Here is an 18,033-nt window from a genome sequence, read left to right on the forward strand (position 1 = left end):
CAGGTCTTTCTGTGGCAATCGGTTCGTACGACTAATAATTTGGTGCAAGTTCAATCATATTTTTATCTTGTTCAGGCCACTTTTCACGGCTTATGCGCAATTTGGCTAGGTGTACATCAATATTTTCTTTGGTCATATACGTTCCGAAATAAGAAGGTGCCTGATCAGTATCAGGGTTTAACATGCGATGTATGATATAATTACCGACTTTTTTAGAGAAATGTCCGAGATCGTTATAGTTTTCTTTGTCTTGCAAAGAGCTCATAGATATTTGATGATACCCAGAGAAGTCCCAGACAGGAGAAATCTGGACTAATTTTCTTTTCCATTCCTCATAGTTACTCCATTGATCAATTTGCCAATGAGTTTCTAATAGAATCGAGTGGAGTGGACTAATATACATATTTAGTGCAATACCATTTTGATCACAGAGTTCCTTAATTTTTTTTATATATAGCATACTATCTGAAGATAAATGGTAAGCTGTTTGGGACCAATGAAATGTATCTTGAATTGTATTAAACGGAGACACATAGGTTTCATCAACAGTACCGTCAGCTAGAAATTCATTGGTCGTATATTTGTTAGAATGATTTCTATTATCTATAAAAACTTTATAGCTATCTTTTAATGCCTTCTCAGAAAGCAGAGTAGAAAATAAATCATTTGTATAAAAGGTAGTGTTTAATCGTTTTTCATTATAACTAGAATTTATCGGATAGGATTCATTAAACGTTTCATAGTCTAACCCTATATAAACAGATTTCAAATTGTCATTTACTTTTAATGTATACTCCAAGTATTTGTAATATATATATGGAACAGAGCCATAAATACCAAGGTTATATGTGCTTTCTCCAGTTAAAGATTCAATGACGGAAGGTTGTAGTCTCATCGATCTTGATGTACCTAATATAATAGCCTCAGGTTGATGTTTTTTAATATGAAACGTTTTGAATTGAAATAAATCACGAAATGCAATTTTTTGAGCGTTATAGTGTTTACTAGAAAAGTGGTAGATGCCATATGGATCTACTAGGTAGTTTATAGTTGCTATGCTTAAAATTAAAAATGCAGTAAAAATGACAACAATACTTGTCCATTTTTTGCGAGATATCATAGTTTCACCCTGTTTACTAAAAATTAAAATATAAGAACTCTGTTGCCTTAGTTAAACTAATAATAGAATAGATTAAAAGGACTACAATAAACAGCGCATTTAATAGGGTTGGTTTAAACGTATCAAGTTTTTCAGAAGAATTCTTGAACCCTAATACAATAATAAAACTTATTATTATCAAACCTATTGCACGATATTTATCTTTTAATGGAGTAGCTTCAAAAGAAAAGCCAAAAGCCGTAAAGAAGTTTAACAGTGGAGATAACTGTTCAGGCAAAATAAAACCGTTTAGACCGAACATGGCTTTGAGCAGCAAGACGGCTTGATTCACTTCTTCTAATCTGAAAAATACTAACATTATGTTTATATAAATAAAGGTTATGCCCCATGATAGGATCGTAGGGAGTTTTATGTTTAGTTTGTTTTTTTTCCAAGTTCTATAGCTTACGATGCCAGTTCCAAAAAGAAGTCCCCAAATAATATAATTCCACCCTGCACCATGCCAAATTCCACTCAATAAAAATAGTAATATTAAGTTAAAAGATGTTTTTATATTGGTACTCAGTTTAATTGGTAAATTAGAATAAATTGTTTTCGAGAGCAAACGACTCATTGGATTAAAAACATAATCGTTTAGAAAACGACTTAAAGTAATATGCCAACGCGAAGCTAGGTCTTGAAAGTTAGTAGATTTATAGGGTGAATTGAAATTAATAGGTAATTTAATATTAAACAATAATGCAATTCCTATAGCCATATCTGAATAACCACTAAAATCAAAATATAACTGGAAAGTATAAGAAAGAATGACTGTCCATGCGTCAAAAAAGGTAATGGAATCTAAGTGGTGCATGCCATCTGATACAGTTAAAGATAAATTATCAGCGAGAATAACCTTTTTAAATAAGCCTATAGCAAATATAAATATTCCTAATGAAATATTGTCTACATTAATTTTTATTCGATTTGAACGATAAAATTGAGGCATTATCTCATGATGATATACAATAGGGCCTGCAATTAACTGCGGGAAAAAAGTAATGAATAATATATAATCGACAAAGGAATATTTATCGATTTTCCCTTTATAGCAATCAACGAGATATGATACTTGTTGAAATGTAAAGAAACTAATTGCTAAAGGCAGTATTATATTTAATAAAGGTAATTCTGTTGAAAACAAAAAGTTAATATTAGCAACCATAAAGTCTAAGTATTTATAGTATCCTAATAGACCTAAGTTAAAGATAATACCAATAGTTATTAGTGCTTTTCGTTTATGTAATATGAGAAAGTGACCGAGGATAAAATTAATGCTCATAGAGATAAAAATAAGTGCCAAGTAACCGTGGTTCCAAAAGCTGTAGAAGAAAAGTGAACATGCAACAAGCCATATTTTTGGGAGTATAGTATGAGTGGCAGTGGCTAATAGAAAATAACCAGCAAAAGCAATAGGAAGAAATATAAAAATAAATTCGGTTGAGTTAAATAACACAGTGTTATCCTTCCAATAATTATTATTTGCTTAATAAAGCATATGTATACTAAATAGTATATCAAGTTCCAGTTAAAAAGTATCTACTTTTTAGTTTAAGTAGTACTAGAGTTGCATTAATTTTATATAATTGTAACTTTGTAAAAAATATACAACATAAATCAATTCCATTTTAAAGAAAAAGATAGTGATTTAAAATAATAGTCTTTGTGAATATAAATTATATTGTAATCAGCATAACTAACTGTTTAAATGAAATTGGTGAGAACTTAGCGAAAAAATCCATATACGAGGTTAGTACTAGGTAGAAGATATATTAGTTTCACTAAACCCCACCAACGATTGGCATAACAAACAGGGAGGCTTACATAAGTGTTAAGTTCATTCAAAAAAGCTACATCAATCGCACTCGTTTTAAGTTTATTAATTAGCATGTTTCCTCAGATGATATTTGCAAGTGCAGGGAGTTCGGCGAAGGAGTTTCTTTCATTTTCAGTAGAGGGAAATCCAAGTGTTATTGATAACGTGAACCATACAATTGAGGTTGTGGTACCTTATCGTTCTGCGGTCAATAATATGTTTGAAATCTTTGAAGTATCTGAGGGAGCAACTGTACTTAATCATACAAGTAATGTGACTCGCACGAATTATTCTAGTCCTGTTATATTAACGGTTGTTGCCGAGGATAATAGTAGACAAGATTATACGGTGACGGTAACGATTGGACCAAGCAACTTAAAGTCTATCACGGCATTTAACTTAGTCGCTCCGGTAGCAAAAAGTTTTATTGACGACGAAGCCTTTGCAATCTATCTCACCGTTCCAAAAGGTACGGATGTAACTGCGTTAACGCCTACATTTTCGACAGATGACAGTGGTGCTCAATTATTAGTAAATGGTGATGTTCAAACGAGTGGTGTCAGCATACAAGATTTTTCACAGCCTTTAATTTATACAGTAAAAGCGTTGGACGGAAGCACACGAGACTATAGAGTAACCGTCAATATTCATATAGAACCTAGTACGGCAAAAGAAATTACCTACTTTGCTCTCGCTTCACACTCTTCCATCGGTATTATTGATGAATCTAACCAGACGATAACGCTTACGGTTCCTCACGGTACAAATAGGGCAGCGTTAGTGCCTACTTTTATTACTACTGGTACTAGAGTTCTTTTATATGGAAATCAGCAAGTTAGCGGGGAAGCAGTTGTTAATTTTACAAATCCCGTAGATTATACCGTTGAAGATGAAGCAGGCAATTCTCTTATCTATCAAGTTACTGTAAAAGAAGCTGCTAGCACTGCCAGTACAACTAAGGTATTACAAACGTTTAGCATTGATGGCGTAGAGGGTCTCATAGATGAGGATGCGAAAACAATATCTGTTGTTTTGCCGACTGGATCTACACGACAAAACAAAACCGCAACATTCACGACTAACGGTCAATCCGTATATATCGGAAACACGTCACAAACGTCTGGTGCTACGGCAAACGACTTTACAACTCCACAAACGTACACCGTATTTGCCGAAAACGGATTAACGCAAAATTATGTGGTGTCCGTAACACTAGCAAATGAACTAAAATCCTATGATCTTATCTCCCCTATACAAGCGGTAGGTAAAATCGATCCCTTAAATCATACGATTACTTTTGATATTCCTTATGGAACAGATCTAAGCGTAACGAAAGCGGTATATGTTACGACGGGAGATCATATTAAAATTAACGAAGTAGTACAACAATCGGGTGTGACGGAAACGGATCTACGGTTGTCTCCAATTATTTATACAGTAGATTCTGATAATGTATCTGTTCCCTATAGGGTTATTTTGAACATAGGTTTAAATCCTGCGAAGGAGCTTACCACCTTCAAAATAACAAATCCAGAACGTATTGGAGTTGTGGATCAGGCTGGGCGTACGATTTCAATAACGGTACCTCACGGTACAAATGTAACTCAATTGGCTCCGATTTTTACGAGCACAGGCTCACATGTAAAGGTAGGAAATGAGAATCAAGTTAGCGGGGTTACGACGCAAAACTTTACTAATCCGGTAACGTACACGGTATTCGCAGCTGATGGCACTAGGCAAGACTACGTCGTGACGGTTACGGTAGCACCGCGCGAGTCTTCCAATAATGGTACTTATTTGCCTGTACCAACTAAGCCGACTACTAATCCGTCACCTTTTTATCCTGTTGTTAATCAAGAGAAGTTGAAGGCATACTTGAAGGACAAGATTGAACAGGCATCAACTGACCCAGTTAGCGGCATATTCTCTGATGTTAATCAACATTGGAGCAAGACGAATATTGATCTTTTCGTAAAAATGGGTTTTGTTAAGGGTTATGAAGACGACACTTTCCGCCCGAATGGTTCAATTACACGTGCTGAGTTTGCTGCCATGATAGTTAGAGTATTCAATATCGAAGCTCAAAAAAATGCAACGAGTTTCACTGACGTGAAGGAAGCTCATTGGGCGATTAAATATATTGAAGCATTAGCAGTCAGCGGCATAATAACGGGTTACGTGGATGGTACGTTCAAACCGAATGACGTTATTTCTCGAGCTGAAATCATTGCAATTATTAGTCGTATAGTGGACTTCAATGCGATAGGGAAAAATAAAACGGCGGACTTCAATGACATTGCTGGCTCATGGAATGCGGACGAGATTCGTGCGGCGGCAGCTGCCGGAATTATCAATGGTCGTAAGGTAGGTTCATTTGCTCCACAAGAACAATCGACTAGAGCGGAAGCTTTGAGTATTATATTGCGTGTACTGAATTTGAATGCTGACGTTAGATTATTACTAGATCAGCCTAAAACCTAGTATAGTCAGGTTATATGCTAAGAAACCATGCTTTTGTAAATGGAGGAACATCTATTTACATTAGCGTGGTTTCTTTTTACCTTCATATAGTTGACGATCTTATAGAAAATAAAAAATGCTTAATATAAAATATAGGGGATAAACACTGGTATATTATTGCCTAATAACCATTCTATGATCATTGACAACCGTCTACTTCATACAGCATACTTAAATCAATTGAATAACACCTCACGCTAATTGTGAGGTAGAGGCGCGGTATTTAACAGTTTGTAGCAGAGCTTGAGAGGCGATGAAGCTACGAAGAAGGAAATTCCGCCGAAGTGGGTAATACTCTCCGTATTATTTGCTGGGCTTGCAGTTAATAACTGTAAGACTGTCTCAATGAATCTCCCAGTTCATTGAGTTGTGCTATCTCCAAAGGGAAAGCGGAGGCGTCTAATGTACTATAAACATAGTGCGGCCTGAGCATATCTCGGGTCGCATTTTTTTATTTTCAAGTAAAAAATAGCTAGTAATTATAGGGGGAAAAGAAAATGAAAAAGACAAAACTATTTTCGATGATGCTGATTACTGCAATGATTTTTATAGCTGGATGTGGGTCAAATGGTTCTGGTTCGAAAGATTCCGGATCTGCTGCAAAAGATACATTTACGGTCGGAATGGAAGCAGGTTACGCACCGTTCAACTGGACTCAAAATGATAATTCCAATGGCGCTGTTAGCATCTCTGGAGGCGCTGAATTTGCAGGCGGTTATGATGTAGAGATAGCAAAGAAGATCGCAGAAGGTTTAGGCAAGGAGCTTAAGATTGTTAAGACGGAGTGGGATGGACTTGTTCCAGCACTAACATCGGGCAAAATCGATGCGATTATTGCAGGCATGTCACCTACCGCAGAACGTAAGGAAACGATCGACTTCTCAGACAAGTACTATACATCGCAACTGGCGATGGTTGTGAAAAAAGGCAGTAAATATGAAGGTGCTACTTCCATTCAAGATTTTAAGGACGCTAAGATTACAGGTCAATTAAACACATTCCACTATTCAGTCATTGACCAAATCAATGGTGTATCTAAGCAAACAGCAATGGATAACTTCCCTGCGATGAGAGTAGCGCTTGAATCCGGAATGATTGATGGTTATGTTTCGGAACGCCCAGAAGCTATCAGTGCTTCTTCAGCTAATGAAAATCTAGTGATGGTAGAGTTCAAGGATGGTTTTCAAACGTTAGAGGATGACACGGCAATAGCGGTGGGACTTACGAAAAATAGTGAATATACGGCAAAAATCAATGATATTTTAAAGGGCATTTCTGAAGAAGATCGCATAAGCATCATGGATACAGCTATTAAAAATCAACCCGCAGCAAAATAGTGATTACGGGAAACCGGCTGTATACGATACAGTCGGTTTTGTAATTAGGGAATAGGAGGAATAAGCATGAGTATTGAATGGATCATAAGAATTGTAGAAGAAAACTGGCAGATGTTCCTGCGCGGCGCAGGGATGACGCTATTTATTTCAATAATCGGAACCGTAGTTGGCGCCTTCATCGGCCTATTGGCTGGAGTAATAAGAACGATACCTACGCCAAGAAGTATATTAAAAAAAGTATTGCTTAAGATTACGAATATTGTTTTGTCTGTTTATATTGAAGTTTTCCGTGGAACACCAATGATCGTCCAAGCGATGGTCATATATTATGGCTCGGCATTAGCTTTTGACCTGCAATTGAATGCCATCCACGCAGCTCTCATTATCGTTGCCATCAACACGGGAGCTTATATGGCAGAAATCGTTCGAGGTGGAATTTTATCCATTGATAAAGGCCAGTTCGAAGCGGCTCAGGCGATAGGTATGAACCACCTGCAGATGATGATTAACATCGTATTGCCGCAAGTCATTCGCAATATTTTACCGGCGACAGGTAATCAGTTTGTAATCAATATAAAAGATACGTCTGTACTTAACGTCATCGCCGTTTCAGAGCTTTATTTCATGACGAAGTCTATTTCAGGAAATAATTTCCGATATTTCGAATCCTTCTTTGTCGCATGTGTTCTATACTTTGTTATGACTTTTACTGTTACGAGAATTTTACTTTATATCGAAAAAAGATTAGATGGTTCTAAGAGCTATAAGATGGAACCCGCTAGATCTAGAAGGGGAGACATAGGCTGATGGGTAACGTTATCGACATTCAACATGTAAATAAAAGCTACGGTGCAAATGAAGTGCTGAAGGACATCGTATTTTCTGTAAAACATGGCGAAGTGGTCACCATTATTGGTTCCTCAGGATCGGGGAAATCGACGCTCCTTCGTTGTATTAACCTTTTAGAAATTCCTAGTGGTGGGCAAATTCACTACCTTGGCGAAAATATATTGGATGGTAATCATAACATTCCATCCTATCGTACGAAGCTCGGGATGGTGTTTCAACAATTCAACCTGTTTGAAAATCATGATGTGCTTGGTAATTGTGTTGTAGGCCAAGTTAAAGTGTTGAAGCGATCCAAGGAAGAAGCGGAACAAATCGCTAGAAAATATCTGAAAACAGTAGGCATGGAGAGCTATATTAATGCTAAGCCTAGGCAATTATCAGGTGGCCAAAAACAACGTGTAGCCATTGCTAGAGCTTTATCGATGGAACCTGATGTTTTGTTGTTTGATGAACCTACATCTGCTCTCGATCCTGAGATGGTAGGCGAGGTGCTTAAAGTGATGAAGGAACTTGCAGAATCAGGGCTAACGATGCTTATCGTCACACATGAAATGGATTTTGCAAGGGAAGTGTCGGACCGAGTGGTGTTTATGGATAAAGGTGTGATTGCCGAAGAAGGGACACCGGAACAAATTTTTAACCAGCCTAGACAAGAACGTACGAAGGAATTCCTAAAGCGAACGTTAGTTAATCATATCCGAACTTAATTTCGTTCAAGTGAGATCAAAGAAAGGGCCATCCTCAAAAGAATGGCCCTTTCATTTGTCATTCGGCACTGCCGCCCTCACATCATTATCCAGCGATGATTGATTCCCCCTAAAACGGAAATTGTCGTTCTTCTATTTGAATAGAAACCCACTTCGTTTCTGTAAATTCATCAATCACCCAAGGGTTGCCGAAACGGCCCATACCGGAGCCTTTTACGCCGCCAAATGGTGTATTTTCAATCGCATTGACTGTTTGATCATTGACATGAGTCATACCAAACTCTAAATCTGCGGCTAACTGCTCACCTTTTTCCAAATCTGCTGTAAAGATAGCTGAACTTAGACCGAACTCTGTGTTATTGGCAATTTCAATTGCCGCTTCATCTGATTTTGCTTTAATGATGGATACAACTGGTGAGAAAAATTCTGTTTGTGCTAAACGACTGTCAGGGAATACATTCCCGAATATTGCAGGTGTCAAAATATTTCCTTCACGTCTGCTATCCAGCAATATTTCTACACCTGTTGTTTTTGCTTCTTCTATGAAACCTTGCACTTTTTCAAGTTGACGTGTGTTAATAATCGGTCCGATTATGGTAGAAGGGTCCAGTGGATCACCGATCGGTAATTGTTTTGCACGTTCAACAAATTTAGCAACGAATGCATCATAGATATCTTCATGCAGCACAATACGGTTAATCATCATACAAATTTGACCTTGGTGAAGGAATTTGCCAAAGATGGAAGCATTAATAGCTGCATCAACATTTGCATCTTTTAAGACAACGAGTGGAGCGTTACCACCAAGCTCTAATGCCACTGGCTTTAACAGGCCACCAGCTAATTTACCAATATGGCGTCCAACTGGCGTAGAGCCTGTGAAGCTAATAAATTTTGAATGGCGATGCTCGATCATCGTATCACCAATTTCAGGAATTTCGGTTAAAATGACATTAAAAACGCCAGCTGGAATACCTGCTTCTTCAAAAGCTTTCGCCATAATAGTACCGCCTGTTAATGCTGTTTGAATGTCGCCTTTGTGCACAACTGCATTTCCTAATGCCAAAGCAGGGACAATCGTACGCATCGATAAAAATAACGGAAAGTTAAATGGAGAAATGGAAGAAATAACGCCTAGCGGCTTGCGGTATACTTTATTTACTTTGCCAGGCATCGTCATTGGTACTTCACGACCACCTAAAGAATCAACATAAGTTAAAGCTTCTTTTAAGCAAGCAAGTGTTAAATCAATTTCCACTTTTGCTTTAATAAAAGTGGAACCAGCTTCTACAGCTAATACTTTAATGATTTCTTCTTCGTTATCAATAAAATATTGTATCGTTTTGTTTAATACTTCCGTTCGGAGATTAGTATCTGCTGCCCACGCTTTGTATGAAGCATTCCCTGCTTCATAAGCTTCTTCAAGCTGCGCTTTTGTAGCGATCGGAAACGTTGCAAGTTCAGCATCGTTATATGGATTTGTTAATGTATAGCTTGAACCTTTTCCGCTTACCCACTGGCCATTAATATAGTTTTTTGTTAATTGCTCGAAGTTCATCGCTTAAGTCCCCCTTCATTATGCTTCGTATGCTTTATCCAAAATCAAAATGGGTTTAATCGCTGAACCGTTTTTCGAATCTTCAAAGGCTTCATTAATTTGCTCGAATTCATAAAATTTAACCATTTTATCAACTGGGAACTGGCCATTTTTAAAGAATCGTACAAGCTTTGGAATGATGAGTTGAGGAACTGCATCGCCTTCAATAACACCTTTTAACGTTAATGCGTTTGCTACTATTTCATTAAAAACATTAAATGTTAGATCGCGTTTGCCAACTGCTACTGTTGCCGCTACACCTTTAACACGTAGGCAGCGGAGAGAAGATAATGTGACTTCTGGTACTCCCGTTGTTTCTAGTGAATAGTCTGCACCTTTGTCGGTAATTTCTTTGATTTTTGCCACTACATCTTCATTTTTGCTGTTAATGGTATGTGTGGCGCCTAATTCTTTCGCTAATTCAAGACGGCTGTCGTGAATATCTACTGCGATAATAGGGTTGCAACCGGCAATTTTGGCAGCCATCATTCCACTAAGACCTACTGCACCTGTTCCGAATACGACAAAACTTGAACCTGGTTCTGGAGCAAGAGAGTTGAAAACGGTACCACTTCCAGTCATAATTCCACAGCCAAATGGGCCTAAGAAGCGTAGATCGACATCTTTATCTACTTTTACAACGTTTTTTTCGCCTACTGTTGCATACGTTGCAAATGAAGATTGTCCGAAAAATTGGGAAACATCTTGTCCGTCGTCTGTATGAAGAGGGGTTACACCATGATTATTTTTACCTGCAAAATTTAGCGGAATCATACTTTCACAGCCGCCCGCATTACCCTCTAAGCAGTTTTCACAATGACCACAATAGGAGAATCCTAGAACGACATGGTCGCCGGGCTTTACTGTTGTAATGTTGCTGCCTACTTGTTCGACAATACCGGAACCTTCATGTCCTAAAACTGCCGGGTACGGCACAGGTAATGTATGATCTAGAACAGTTGCATCTGTATGACAGATGCCTGATGCAATTATTTTAACAAGAACTTCATCTGCTTTAGGCTCGTCCAATAAAAGTGTTTGTTTCTGAAAATTGTTGTCATTACTTGTTACCATTGCTTGTATTTTCATGTTAGTCACTCCTTTAATGGTATGGAACAGATCCGTTTATGAAAGCGATATTTTCGGTTCAATTATGTTATATTATCTTTGACTCATTGCTTCAATCACTAAAAATCCGTTTTTGTATCGGTTTTCAACACTTTTGTCAGAATGTCTTTTTTTGTGGGGGTAATTATGGAAAAAAAAGAGGATCGGCGTATAGAGCGAACAAAAGATATATTACGAAAGACGTTTAAAGAGCTTGTTTTGGAACGAGGATATTCACGCGTCCGTGTAAAAGATATTGTTGATGCAGCGAATTATAATCGGACGACATTTTATGTCCATTTTCTAGGGAAAGAAGAGCTTGCGAAGGATGTTATCGAGCTTGAAATGAAAGATTTTGTTCATGAATTTTGTAAACCATTGCGCGATAATCCGGTACTTGATTTACGCCAAATGAGTCCGTCAGGCACGGATGTTTTTCATTATATTAAAGAAAATAGGAGCTACTTTGATTTACTTGTAATCGATGATCCCGTACCAGATATAAACCAAGCATTGCTGCGGGACTTACAAGAGATTTTTCAAAATCGAATGTCCTTTGTAGGTGATCAAGCTCCTGAAATTAATGCACAATACTTTATCCACTACAGATCATATGGTATTTATGGATTTATACTAGAATGGATTCGTAATGGCTACGATGCTACACCTTCCGAAATGGCGAGGCGTATTATTAATCTATTGCATTATCATTCGCCAATCATGATACAAATGAGAGAAGATATTTAACCTATTATACTGAGCTATCCCTGGATCTAAAAAACCAGGGGTAGCTTTTTGATATTACAGTGTAAAAAACGCAAGCAGACTATTGGCTAATCGTTGGTAATCCGATATACAGTATAACGAAAAGATATGGCAAACTTTAGGAGGATCATGCAATGAAACGATTGATAGCAGCGTTGTTAAGCTTTATTTTAATCATCATCAGTACGATTTATACAAATACGGTTCAAGCTAGTGGGAATGGCACAAGTGACCTTAGTGAAGGGCAATATACACGTGTTGGGGAGGATTACGATATCCTTGACGAGAATGTGCTACTGGCGAAAAAGGATGGAACCGTATGGGGGTGGCACATCACCGGAACTGTGGAAGATCCGATTAATCCTTCAGATACATTTTATAAAGCCAATTTGGTGCAAATTCCGGGCTTGCAGGATGTGAAGCAAATCGTAGTTGAAAGGAAGGGGAACAGCAATTTTATTTATACGACTAATTACGTTGCGCTAAAAAAAGACGGGACCGTATCGTATTGGGACGCCAAGTCTGGCGGAACTCTTCGAACCAGTTCTTCCACTGCTCCATCCAGCATCACAGGTTTGACTGACGTAATCTCAATCGCAGCAAATTTTAACGTTAACTATGATTACAAGACCTTGTTCGCATTAAAATCAGATGGTTCGGTATGGTTTTGGGGAAGTGAAATAGGGGATTCCGGGCAAGTAGCCCATGAAAAACTGCTTGATGATGTCATGTCTATAAAGTCTATGGGCGGTCATGTATACGTCGTCAAAAAAGACGGTTCTGTATGGAGCTGGAATGCAGCTTCGTTCCTTCCCTATAACCTTTCTAAAAACAAAGGTCCAGAGAAAATGGAAGGACTTTCTGGGATTGTGAGCATACAACTAGATATCTATACGAACTATGCCTACAAGCTAGATGGTACAGTCTGGTCATGGCCAAGGATTGACCCGCATAGTACTCCCATACAAGTACATACACCAACAGACACGCAATTTATTATTCAATTTAACTGGAACCAAGATCCGAATATCGACAAAATGTATGCTTTCCGAGGGGACGATCAGTTGTGGTCAGTGGAAAACGGGAACGTTCTCCCCGGGCTTAGCGATATCGTTTCCGTTCACCAAAGAGGCTCGTATGCAGCTACAAGGTATCATTATGCACTAAAAAAGGATCAAACGTTGTGGGCTTGGGGAGATCCTTCTTCTGCTTTGCCAAAGCTTGTTGTTTTTACGAAACAAACGGTAACGGGTACTCGACTTAAGCCAACTGATAAGCCAACCGATAATGGATCTGAGACAAAAGCTAAACCTACGACACAGACTTCGCCAGAAATTAGTCTTTATCCCTTTGTCACAATGCTTGAGCCTGGCGAAAAACAGTTCATTGCTGCAAAAAGTTTGCAGGGGACAAAAGTAACGTACACCATTGACGATCCTAGCATAGGAACATTGTCGAGTGTGAATGGCATACAGATCTTAGAAGCTAATAGACCTGGACAAACCATTGTGAGAGCAACCTCAAGCAGAGTGGGTTTTCCAGACGTAACTTCATACTTCATGTTATATGTCTTTGATAGCAAAATGTTATCCGAAACGTACTTTACTGCCATTAAGTCGATTCCTGCCGCTGATAAAAAAAAACCCTTTATTGTGGAGGGAGTGACTGAGGCAGGAGAGCTTATGATCACAAAATCAAGCAATGAAAAGCTAATGCCAGTTAACGGGCAATTTGTCCTTACGACCGAGTTAATGAACCGCATTGCTGGCAATGCGTTAAAGGCAAAGTCTACGGTGGAGCAGACGCTAGAGAATAACGAGATTGTTCTAGCTAGAAAGTTAACAGTTAATGGGGAAGTTTCGCCAATTTCAGAACAAAACGAATATACGTTGAAGCTATACAAGGATAGCCTAGTTGCTCGGAAAGATCTGGACTATATTACTTTTCAAGCAGGGGATGCGAAACTAATGGTTAATCTTGCGACCGCAGATGACCTGTTCCATTCGCTCCAAGTTATCGTTATTCGGCTTGTCAAAGAAAATAACGGCGGCTATCGCGTACAATTTCTTAATGAACAAGGACAGGAGCTTTCTAACGTATCAAGCAATATCAGACTGATCTTGCCTATGAACGATACAGACGCAGTGAGTAACAGCGTATTTTTCACAAATGGGGAAATAACGCAGCCAATCGGCGGAAAGTTCAATCCTAACAAAAACGGCATGGAAGTTGAAATAAACCGTTCCGGAACGTACTTCTTGTACGATAATTTCAAATCGTTCCCTGATGTTGAAAATCGGGACCCAGAGTTAAAACAAGCAGTACAATTTCTGAGTGCTAAAGGAATCGTTAACGGGAAAGACAATGGCAATTTTGAGCCTGATTCGCTGCTCACCCGTGCCGAGTTTACGGCTATGCTTGTTAGAGCTTTTTACGCTTTGGATGAAACAGCGACAGAAAGTTTTTCAGACGTGCATAAGCCGCAGTGGCATGTTCCATTTATCGCTTCATCCGAAAAAAAGCATATCGTTGAGGGCTATCCCGATGGCACGTTTAGACCAGATCATACGATATCCAGACAAGAAATGACTGCAATCGGTGCAAGATCACTGCATGAAAAGAAAGGGTATTTTTACCCTTCGAATACGGAGGACTACCTGAGTCAATTTATAGACCAAGAAACGATATCTAATTGGGCCAAACCAACTATGGCTTTAGCTGTAAAACAGCGCTTGATCGATGATCCAGCCGATAAGCAGATACGAGCTCGCGAAGCTGTCACACGCGGAGAAGCTGCTCGAATGCTATACCGGCTCTATTTACAGCTTTGATCCAATCACAGACGTTCGTCATTATAGAAATTGAGAGGGAAATGGTCATCGTCATTGTAAACTCGAAACTCATATCCTAGTTCCTTATAAAATGCGATTATGTCGGAAGTGCTTGTAAGGTTTGCTCGTTTTCATGTAAGAGAATCACTTCTGTATTTCTTTTCGTTTGCGATTTAATCGACTCTACAATTTGGTTTGGATTATCTTTAAACTTCCAGTCATTAGAATCAATTGTCCAGTCCCAAATTTTAATTCCGGCTTCTGCAATTTGATTGCGAATGTGTTGATTTTTTAAGCCTGGTACCGAACCATAAGGTGGACGAACGAGTTTAGGATTTGTACCTGTAATAGCTTGAATAAGAGACCTTGTTTCTTCCATCTCTGATACAAACAGTCCGTTATCATATATCTTTTCTTTGCTGTGTGTCATACTATGAGCACCAACATAATGGCCTTCTTCGGTTGCTCGCTTGACACTTTCTTGTAAATTGATTTTTTGTAAGTGGATTCCCTGCATAAAAAAGGTTGCTGGTATATCTTGCTCTTCTAATACATCTAAAAACTGGTTTGTTAATGTGGTAGGTCCATCATCGAAGGTTAAATAAACAACTTTGCCCGTAGGTTCCTCTGCGGGTCTTGTTTCTTTTTCTGGCAGTAGGGCACTTGGTATGGTATTTTCTTTGGCTACCACTTCTTCTTCAGGTGCAGATGTGAGCTTTCCTATTAAAAGAATCATTAGGATAATGGCTAATAAAACAACGACTAATCTTCTTCGTTTCTTTTTTAGGCTACTTCTTTTACTATAACTCTGTAATGTATGCATGCTTCATCTAGCCTTTCTGTCTGGGTTCTGTTGTGTCAATAAAACGTTACTGCCTTCCAGTACAGAGCTAGTGTAGCAAGCGAATATATGATAAGTGAGATAGACTTGTATAGAAGTCGTAAAATGTGATTCCAACAGGCTGTATAAGCGCAAAAAAGGGCCATCCCGCAAAGGATGGCCTAAAACTTGCCTAATGATTTATTTTCAAACATGTCACATTCATCGTAACGGCCGAAATTACTTTAAACTGATGGGTTGCTGTTGTGTGACACAGTGAATCATGCCGCCATCTTTATAAAGCTCTCTTACATCAATGCCGATAACTTCACGGTCAGGGTATAGCTTTTGGATGGTTTCGTTTGCTACTTTATCATGCGGATCATTATAGTTTGGAACGATCACAACGTTATTGCCGATATAATAATTGATGTAGGAACCTTTATAGCCGAGGTTCTTTCCATTATCCAAAACAACATTGTTTTTGCTAATTGGCAGAAGCACATACTTATAAGGTTTGTTGGACGTATTTTTAGCATTCATTAGCGTTTTGTAATCCTTATTTGTGAGACCCGACTCTTCTAGGTCAGCTTTATTCATTGTAACTAATGTAGATTTATCATAGAACTTTGCAATTCCATCAATATGGAAGTCTGTAATATCCATACCTTCTACACCATCTAACCAAATGAAGTTAGTGACGCCAAGGTTTTCTTTGACGTACTTTTCAATTTCGGATTCTGATAATTTAGCATTTCTATTTTTATTCGTAACAGAACTGCGTGTCGATAAAAATGTACCGTTACCATCTAGCTCAAATGCGCCGCCTTCAAGTACGACTTTATTAAGATCAATCAACTCCATGCCAAGCTGCTTGCTGAGTTTTTTTGATATTAATGCGTCTTTCTTATATGGTGTTTTCTTACCCCACCCATTAAATCCCCAGTCCATCAGTTTCATATTGTTGTCTTTGTCGTATACGAAAAGAGGTGCAGTATCTCTTGCCCAAACATCGTCTGTCGGGACGATATAGAAGTCGATTTTATTCATATCTACACCTTCATCGTACAGAAGATCATAGATGTATTCCTGTTCATATTTATCATAGGCGATGATATGGACATTTTCCCCTTCGCTTAATGCTGCAGTCATCTCAATCCAAATCGACTCCAGATTTTCTTTATGACCCTCACCATAGGTGTAATTATGTGGCCATTGCAACCATGTGCCTTCATGTTTGCTTTTTTCGTCGGGCATCGTGTATTTTCCAACAGTTTGCTGTTTCACGTCTTTCACAATCTGAGTATCTTCTTTAGCTGCGTAACCTTGCGTGCATCCTACTAAGCTTCCAGTCATTAATACTCCTCCTAAACACAACGCTATCATTTTTTTCATTTGATGATCTCCTTATGTGAAAATAGTGTGCTGTTAGAGAAGCATAAACGTTGACATTGTGTTAAGGTCAAGAGGTTAAATTATTTACTTTTTTTGATGATAGGAAAACAGACTTGTGTTACATATTCTTCTGGAGTGCAGTCACATTCTAGACTCTTTAAGTAGGTTTCGTATGGAGGGCCATCAAGAGAATAGCCATTGACTGCTATCCATTCTTCAAGTGCCATATGTGCATATCCGATATAATCGTAGCCCCCTATATGCAAAGTAGAAGCAACAAGCTTGCTCGGGAGCTGTTTAATTTCATATTTTTTTAGATCATGTTGGTCCTGTCTTTGAATGATTGGGATCATCAATTCAATGTCGCAGTTGTCAGGGGTGAATTCTTCGTCCCAAAAGATTGCTGACGGAGCGCCGAGCAACCGAAAATGATTTTTCGACGCTATTTCGAATAGGGAATCAACGTACTTGTCCATCTCCGCAATGTTAGACTGCAATCTTCGACTAATGACCGTTATTTCGTTTCTCATTCCAAACAATACATCATAGGAACTGCTTTCTCCGTGAATAACAACCGTTTTTTGTTCGATTATTCCTTGCATCTCTAAAATGATCTCTTTATATTGACTCATTCCACTCGATAATTCTTGTATCTTCGAGTTCATTAATTGGTTCAATGATTCCTCATCTGTTGTTTGGAGAATTGTTCTAATCTCCGGCAGTGAAAATGTATATTCTCTTAGTTTTTTGATTCGTAATGCCGTTTCTAATTGGCTTTTCTCATAGTATCTATAACCATTCGAAGCATCTACATGGATGGGATTTAAGAGTTGTTCCTTGTCATAGTGCCGCAACATGCGTGTGCTCATTTTGCAAAGCTGTGAAAATCTGCTGATTGTGTACATATGTCTCTTCCTTAATGTGATTTTATTTTTATAAATGCTATCGGAATGATATCAACAGTATGTATCATTTCCGTTTCACATACACGCATTTTCTGCTTTTTGAAGGAGATGCAGAAACCGGACCTGAAGATAAGGAATAAGTATACGAAATCGTTGATTGCTCATATAGTAAATTTTTTCAATTTTCACTATGATTGAAAGTATTGTTGCAAGTCTAGGATGGGA

12 protein-coding genes, 1 pseudogene and 1 riboswitch are annotated in these 18,033 nt (G+C 38.3%); of the genes and pseudogenes, 6 read left to right on the forward strand and 7 right to left on the reverse strand.

The features are described from left to right. Positions 1 to 31 precede the first annotated feature (31 nt). Positions 32 to 1,120: a hypothetical protein gene (locus tag I6N90_RS16565; protein WP_197936741.1), complete on the reverse strand. Its 1,089-nt coding sequence runs from the start codon at positions 1,118 to 1,120 to the stop codon at positions 32 to 34. Positions 1,121 to 1,136: 16 nt separating this feature from the next. After that, on the reverse strand, positions 1,137 to 2,615 hold the full coding sequence (locus tag I6N90_RS16570) for an MBOAT family O-acyltransferase (RefSeq protein ID WP_197936742.1): 1,479 nt from the start codon (positions 2,613 to 2,615) through the stop codon (positions 1,137 to 1,139). Positions 2,616 to 2,987: 372 nt separating this feature from the next. Between I6N90_RS16570 and I6N90_RS25110 the strand changes: the two genes are divergently transcribed. The 4 genes from I6N90_RS25110 (at position 2,988) to I6N90_RS16590 (ending at position 8,388) form a co-directional block, all read left to right on the forward strand. Next, complete coding sequence (locus I6N90_RS25110) at positions 2,988 to 5,456, forward strand: S-layer homology domain-containing protein (RefSeq protein WP_197936743.1); 2,469 nt, start codon at positions 2,988 to 2,990, stop codon at positions 5,454 to 5,456. Positions 5,457 to 5,696: 240 nt separating this feature from the next. Continuing rightward, positions 5,697 to 5,878: riboswitch (Lysine riboswitch) on the forward strand. A 114-nt stretch (positions 5,879 to 5,992) separates the two neighbouring features. After that, positions 5,993 to 6,832 (forward strand): transporter substrate-binding domain-containing protein, encoded by an 840-nt coding sequence (locus I6N90_RS16580; protein WP_197936744.1) that lies wholly within the window; start codon positions 5,993 to 5,995, stop codon positions 6,830 to 6,832. 66 nt (positions 6,833 to 6,898) lie between these two features. Further along, the gene (locus I6N90_RS16585; protein WP_197936745.1) at positions 6,899 to 7,639 is read left to right on the forward strand and encodes an amino acid ABC transporter permease; all 741 of its coding nucleotides are present in this window, start codon (positions 6,899 to 6,901) and stop codon (positions 7,637 to 7,639) included. Beyond that, on the forward strand, positions 7,639 to 8,388 hold the full coding sequence (locus I6N90_RS16590) for an amino acid ABC transporter ATP-binding protein (RefSeq protein ID WP_197936746.1): 750 nt from the start codon (positions 7,639 to 7,641) through the stop codon (positions 8,386 to 8,388). The genes I6N90_RS16585 and I6N90_RS16590 overlap by 1 nt, the downstream gene beginning before the upstream one ends. 109 nt (positions 8,389 to 8,497) lie before the next feature. On the opposite strand, the gene I6N90_RS16595 is transcribed toward I6N90_RS16590, so the two are convergent. Together I6N90_RS16595 and I6N90_RS16600 are read right to left on the reverse strand one after the other, a co-directional pair. Continuing rightward, complete coding sequence (locus I6N90_RS16595; RefSeq protein WP_197936747.1) at positions 8,498 to 9,946, reverse strand: aldehyde dehydrogenase family protein; 1,449 nt, start codon at positions 9,944 to 9,946, stop codon at positions 8,498 to 8,500. 18 nt (positions 9,947 to 9,964) lie between these two features. After that, complete coding sequence (locus tag I6N90_RS16600; protein ID WP_197936748.1) at positions 9,965 to 11,074, reverse strand: NAD(P)-dependent alcohol dehydrogenase; 1,110 nt, start codon at positions 11,072 to 11,074, stop codon at positions 9,965 to 9,967. A gap of 165 nt (positions 11,075 to 11,239) precedes the next feature. On the opposite strand from I6N90_RS16600, the gene I6N90_RS16605 reads away from it, so the two are divergent. Continuing rightward, positions 11,240 to 11,839, forward strand: a complete 600-nt coding sequence (locus I6N90_RS16605; RefSeq protein ID WP_197936749.1) for a TetR/AcrR family transcriptional regulator — start codon at positions 11,240 to 11,242, stop codon at positions 11,837 to 11,839. Positions 11,840 to 11,991: 152 nt separating this feature from the next. Then, entirely contained in the window at positions 11,992 to 14,688 is a 2,697-nt protein-coding gene (locus I6N90_RS16610; RefSeq protein WP_197936750.1) for an S-layer homology domain-containing protein, read from the forward strand. Between the two features lie 5 nt (positions 14,689 to 14,693). Here the strand turns inward: I6N90_RS16610 and I6N90_RS16615 are convergent. The 3 genes and pseudogenes from I6N90_RS16615 to I6N90_RS16625 form a co-directional block, all read right to left on the reverse strand. After that, a pseudogene (locus I6N90_RS16615) lies at positions 14,694 to 15,511 on the reverse strand (polysaccharide deacetylase family protein). Positions 15,512 to 15,748: 237 nt separating this feature from the next. Then, positions 15,749 to 16,903 carry an agmatine deiminase family protein gene (locus tag I6N90_RS16620; RefSeq protein ID WP_197936751.1) on the reverse strand — a complete coding sequence of 385 codons (1,155 nt, stop codon included), beginning with the start codon at positions 16,901 to 16,903 and terminating at the stop codon, positions 15,749 to 15,751. An 80-nt stretch (positions 16,904 to 16,983) separates the two neighbouring features. After that, positions 16,984 to 17,808, reverse strand: a complete 825-nt coding sequence (locus I6N90_RS16625) for a MerR family transcriptional regulator (protein ID WP_197936752.1) — start codon at positions 17,806 to 17,808, stop codon at positions 16,984 to 16,986. Positions 17,809 to 18,033: the final 225 nt, after the last annotated feature.

The sequence above is a fragment of the Paenibacillus sp. GSMTC-2017 genome (genome assembly GCF_016019935.1).
GTDB lineage: Bacteria > Bacillota > Bacilli > Paenibacillales > Paenibacillaceae > Pristimantibacillus.

Excerpts from the sequence above, each read along its gene's own strand:
- I6N90_RS16565 (WP_197936741.1), bottom strand. The coding sequence starts at position 1,120 with ATGATATCTCGCAAAAAATGGACAAGTATTGTTGTCATTTTTACTGCA.
- I6N90_RS16580 (WP_197936744.1), top strand. The coding sequence starts at position 5,993 with ATGAAAAAGACAAAACTATTTTCGATGATGCTGATTACTGCAATGATT.
- I6N90_RS16585 (WP_197936745.1), top strand. The coding sequence starts at position 6,899 with ATGAGTATTGAATGGATCATAAGAATTGTAGAAGAAAACTGGCAGATG.
- I6N90_RS16590 (WP_197936746.1), top strand. The coding sequence starts at position 7,639 with ATGGGTAACGTTATCGACATTCAACATGTAAATAAAAGCTACGGTGCA.
- I6N90_RS16595 (WP_197936747.1), bottom strand. The coding sequence starts at position 9,946 with ATGAACTTCGAGCAATTAACAAAAAACTATATTAATGGCCAGTGGGTA.
- I6N90_RS16600 (WP_197936748.1), bottom strand. The coding sequence starts at position 11,074 with ATGAAAATACAAGCAATGGTAACAAGTAATGACAACAATTTTCAGAAA.
- I6N90_RS16605 (WP_197936749.1), top strand. The coding sequence starts at position 11,240 with ATGGAAAAAAAAGAGGATCGGCGTATAGAGCGAACAAAAGATATATTA.
- I6N90_RS16610 (WP_197936750.1), top strand. The coding sequence starts at position 11,992 with ATGAAACGATTGATAGCAGCGTTGTTAAGCTTTATTTTAATCATCATC.
- I6N90_RS16620 (WP_197936751.1), bottom strand. The coding sequence starts at position 16,903 with ATGAAAAAAATGATAGCGTTGTGTTTAGGAGGAGTATTAATGACTGGA.
- I6N90_RS16625 (WP_197936752.1), bottom strand. The coding sequence starts at position 17,808 with ATGTACACAATCAGCAGATTTTCACAGCTTTGCAAAATGAGCACACGC.